This window comes from Rhizobium sp. PRIMUS64 (genome assembly GCF_023006465.1).
GTDB lineage: Bacteria > Pseudomonadota > Alphaproteobacteria > Rhizobiales > Rhizobiaceae > Rhizobium > Rhizobium leguminosarum.
Window position 1 is genome coordinate 1 of sequence record NZ_JALBGX010000245.1, and the last position, 4,332, is coordinate 4,332.

Here is a 4,332-nt window from a genome sequence, read left to right on the forward strand (position 1 = left end):
CGCTCTTTCCTGGCCTGCCGCCCGGCGCCGAAAGTGCGGCACTCGCCGCTTTCGTCACCGACCCGCGCAGCGGCTCGCCGCTACTTCTGATCAGCGGCCCCTCCTGGCAGGCGGTCTCCTCGGCGATCGATACCATCGTCTCGCCGACAGACCGGTCCTCGGATGTTCGCCGCGACGTGCTGACCACCGAGCGCTGGAGCGCGCCGAACGCGCCGCTGGTCTTTTCCGATACGAATATCGCCCTGTCTCAGCTCGGTGTGAAGACCACCGAATTCTCCGGCCGGCGGTTGCGTACGAGCTTCAATATTGCCGTGCCGGCGGATTTTTATGCCAATGCCTATGGCGAGGCGAAGGTGCTGCTCGACGCCGCCTATACTGACAACGTGCTGCCCGGCAGCCACATCGATATCTACGTCAACGACAACATCGCCTCCACCGTGCCGATCACCACGACCACTGGCGGTATTCTCCGCCATCTGCCGATCCGCGTGACGATGCGGCACTTCAAGCCAGGTCTCAATTCGGTGGCGATCGAGGCGATCCTGATGACCAAGGACGATGCCGCCTGCGCGCCGGGCGCGACCGCCGGCGCCACCCCGCGCTTTGCCCTGTTCGATACATCAGAGCTGGAGATTCCGGATTTCGCCCGCGTCGGCCAGCGTCCGAATCTGGCGGCAATGGCCGGCACCGCCTATCCCTATGGTCGGGCCACGGAGCCGACGCCGCTCTTTATCGACCGCGTCGATGCCGACACACTTTCGGCCGCCGCCACGTTGCTCGGCCAGATGGCGATTACGGCCGGCCATCCGATCGCCGTCGAAACCGTCGCCTCGCCGAACATGATCGGCGATCGCGACGCCATCTTCATCGGTTCCATCTCGCAGATGCCGGCAACTGCGCTGACGCAGACCAATATCTCTACGGCGAGCCAGGCCTCGTGGCGCCCCGTCGTCGAAACGCAGGCGGGCGTCGTCGACACCGGTACGGCCTTCGAAGAGTGGAACTCCAAGGTCAGCGGCGGTGTCCTGCGCAGCCGGATCACGGCTTTCCGCGAGTGGCTGTCGCGCAATTTCGATATCTCCCGCAGTTCGCTGCAATTCGTTCCCGGCGCCGAGGAGATCTTTACCCCGCCCAACGCCGCCACGCTTATGGTTGCCCAGGGCTCCAGCCCCGCGGGAGCGGGCTCATGGACGGTGGTGACGGCGCCGTCGGCGAAGGATTTGCGCGCGGGGCTGGAGGTCCTGACCGAGCAATTGAACTGGCCGCAGATATCAGGCCACATCACCACCTATTCGAGCAAGACAGGCAAGATCGACACCGTGCCCGTCACCCGCTTTGATTTCGTGCCGTCCACCCCGTGGTCGATCGCCAATTACCGCCTGATCGCCGCCAACTGGCTGTCGACGAATATCCTCTCCTATGCCTTCCTGCTGGTCGTCTTTGTTCTGCTGATCGGCATCACCACCTCGAGCATGCTCAAAAGGTTGGGTCGGTCGAAATGAGACGGTTACGCGCGCTCCTGTTTGCAGCATCGGTCGCGCTCGCTCCCGCGGGAACGCCCGCCGTTGCGCAGCAGGCGATGATCAATGCCGGCGCATGGTCGGCCTACAAGGCGAAGTTTCTCGATGCGACCGGCCGCATCGTCGATAACGGCAACGGCAATATCAGCCATAGCGAAGGGCAGGGCTACGGCATGCTGCTCGCTTATCTCGCTGCAAGCCCCGCCGATTTCGAGCAGATCTGGTATTTTACCCGCACCGAACTGCTGCTGCGCGACGATGGCCTGGCCGTCTGGAAATGGGATCCGAACGTCAAGCCGCACGTCACCGATACCAACAATGCCTCGGATGGCGACATGCTGATCGCCTATGCGCTGGCGCTGGCCGGCACGGCGTGGAAACGCGAGGACTATATTCTCGCCGCCTCCCGCATGGCGCAGGCGCTGCTTGCCGAAACCGTTGTGCGCTCGGCCGACCGGACGCTCCTCTTGCCGGGAAGCGAGGGGTTTACCGGCACCGACCGTGACGACGGTCCCGTCGTCAACCCGTCCTACTGGATTTACGAGGCTATCCCGGTGATGGCGGCGCTCGCTCCGTCGGATGCCTGGAAACAACTGTCGGAAGATGGCGTGGCGCTGCTGAAGACGATGCAGTTCGGCCCGCGCAAGCTTCCCGCCGAATGGGTCAGTCTCAGCGGCCAACCGCAGCCTGCGCAGGGTTTCGACGCCGAATTCGCCTATAACGCCATCCGCATCCCGCTCTATCTCGTTCGCGGCGGCGTCACCGACAAGGCCCTGCTGACCCGTCTGCAGCAGGGGATGTCGAAAGACGGTGTTCCCGCGACCATCGATCTGACCACCGGCCGGCCGAAGACCGTGCTGCCGGACCCCGGTTATCGAATTGTTAACGATGTTGTGGCCTGTGTACTCGACGGGACCAAGCTGCCGGGCTCGGCCCTGCAATTTGCGCCCGCACTCTATTATCCGTCCACGCTTCAGCTGCTGGGACTGGCCTATATCGGGGAGAAGCATCCGGAGTGTCTGTGAAGTCTTCTCTCGTGGCGGTATCAGCGGCAGTCGTGGTGGCGACACTCGTCACCGGGCTGAAAGATCGTGCCGCTCTGCAGGAAAGGTTCGGCCTTGGATCTGCCGCCAAGCCGGCGCCGGAACTGATGATGATGGGCCGCATCAAGCCGACTGATGCTTCCGCCGGCAATCCCCAATTCAATGCGCAGCTGGTGGCCGACAAGATCGAGGCGATCACATCCCCGTCGCCGTCGACACCTGATACACCCGTGCCGAATGCCGCAGCACAGCAGCCTGCAGGCTCGCCGCCCGTAGCATCGCAACCTGTGGCACCTCAGACGGCCGTCCAGCCGGCGCCGGTCACGCCCCCCATCGTTTCCGAGCCGCAGGCTCCACCACAGGCCGCCGCGCCGCCGCAGCCTACCGTTGATGAAAGCGCGCTTCGTTATTTCGCCAGCCGCGGCGACAAGGTGCGCCTGCAAGCCGAAATCTCCCGCCTTCAGGCGCTCTACCCGAACTGGGTTCCGCCGGCCGATCCGCTCGCCGTGCCGCAGAATGGCGACAAACGGCTCGAGGCCATGTGGCAACTCTATTCCGATGGCCGCTATGCGGAGCTGCGCAAGGCGGTCGCCGACCGCCAGGCAGCCGATGCCGGATGGCAGCCGCCGGCCGATCTGCTCGACCGGCTCGACGTCGCCGAGGCCCGTGCCCGCCTCGTCAACGCGTCGGACCTCAAGCAATATGCGACGGTGGTCGATATTGCCGCCGCAACACCGAGCCTGCTCACCTGCAGCGAGGTCGATGTTCTCTGGCGCGTCGCCGAAGCCTTCATCCAGACGGAGAGGGCGAAGCGCGGCCAGGATGCCTACACCTATATCCTGAAGAATTGCACCAATCCCGCCGAGCGGCAGGCGACGGTCGAAAAGGCCTCGACGCTGCTCGGCTACCAGCCGATGCAGGCACTGCTCACGCTGGAGAGGCCTGCCGCCGACGGCAGCAAGGAATTCGATGCGATCCGCGACAACCTCGCCCGACGATTCATGGCCGAGGGCAATGACGATCCGAATCTCGCCATCGCGCCCGATTATGTCGCCCGCCTCGAAAAACTCGCCGAGACTGGGGGGCTTGCCTCCGATGCGCTGCTGCTTGGCTGGTACCAGCTTCGCCGCAACAATGATGCCGATGCCGAGAAGTGGTTCCGCGCCGCCCGAGCCAAGCAAGATTCGGCGGCCGCTTCGCAGGGGCTGGCGCTGGCGCTGATTGCCCGCAAGGCGCCTGAGGAAGCCGAGGACGTGATGTTCCGCTGGCGTGCCGATTCCGAGGATGCGACATCAACCTATCTCGCCGCCACCGCCAACCTGATGGCGTTGCAGCCGCCGGCCGATTTGGCCGAAGACGTGCTGCATCGCATTGCCGCCGAGGTCATCGCTCGGAAATACGTACCGACGGCGCAGCAGTTCGGCTGGTATGCCCGCTCCCTCAACCAGTTCCAGACCTCTGCACGGTGGTTCGAGACGGCGCTTGCCTGGAAAGCAGATGACGAACCGTCCGCCTATGGCCTTGTCATCACCCGCGAGCAGCTGAGCGACCGCAAGGGCGTGCTCGACCTCCAGCGCGCCTGGGCCGGCCGGTCGAGCCGGATCACCAATCTCGAAGACACCTCCTCCCTGACGCCGAATGCCGTCCCGTCGCCGCCGGGGAAGGAGGCGCTTGCCGTACAGCAACCGGCTCAACCGACGCAGCGTCCCCCGACGGAGCCACTTCCGGCCGAGCGCCGCGTCACCCTGCAGCCGGGGTCGGAAGTGGTC

Annotated in this window: 3 protein-coding genes; all 3 read left to right on the forward strand. The window is 64.8% G+C overall.

Features of this window, described 5'->3' with window-relative positions:
- Positions 1-1,502: cellulose biosynthesis cyclic di-GMP-binding regulatory protein BcsB (locus MOV76_RS38465; protein ID WP_247266525.1), on the forward strand; the 1,502-nt coding region annotated here is incomplete at its 5' end.
- Positions 1,499-2,545, forward strand: a complete 1,047-nt coding sequence (locus MOV76_RS38470; RefSeq protein WP_028733641.1) for a glycosyl hydrolase family 8 — start codon at positions 1,499-1,501, stop codon at positions 2,543-2,545. The genes MOV76_RS38465 and MOV76_RS38470, both read left to right, overlap by 4 nt.
- On the forward strand, positions 2,542-4,332 hold a 1,791-nt coding region (locus tag MOV76_RS38475), incomplete at its 3' end, for a cellulose synthase (protein ID WP_247266526.1). The genes MOV76_RS38470 and MOV76_RS38475, both read left to right, overlap by 4 nt.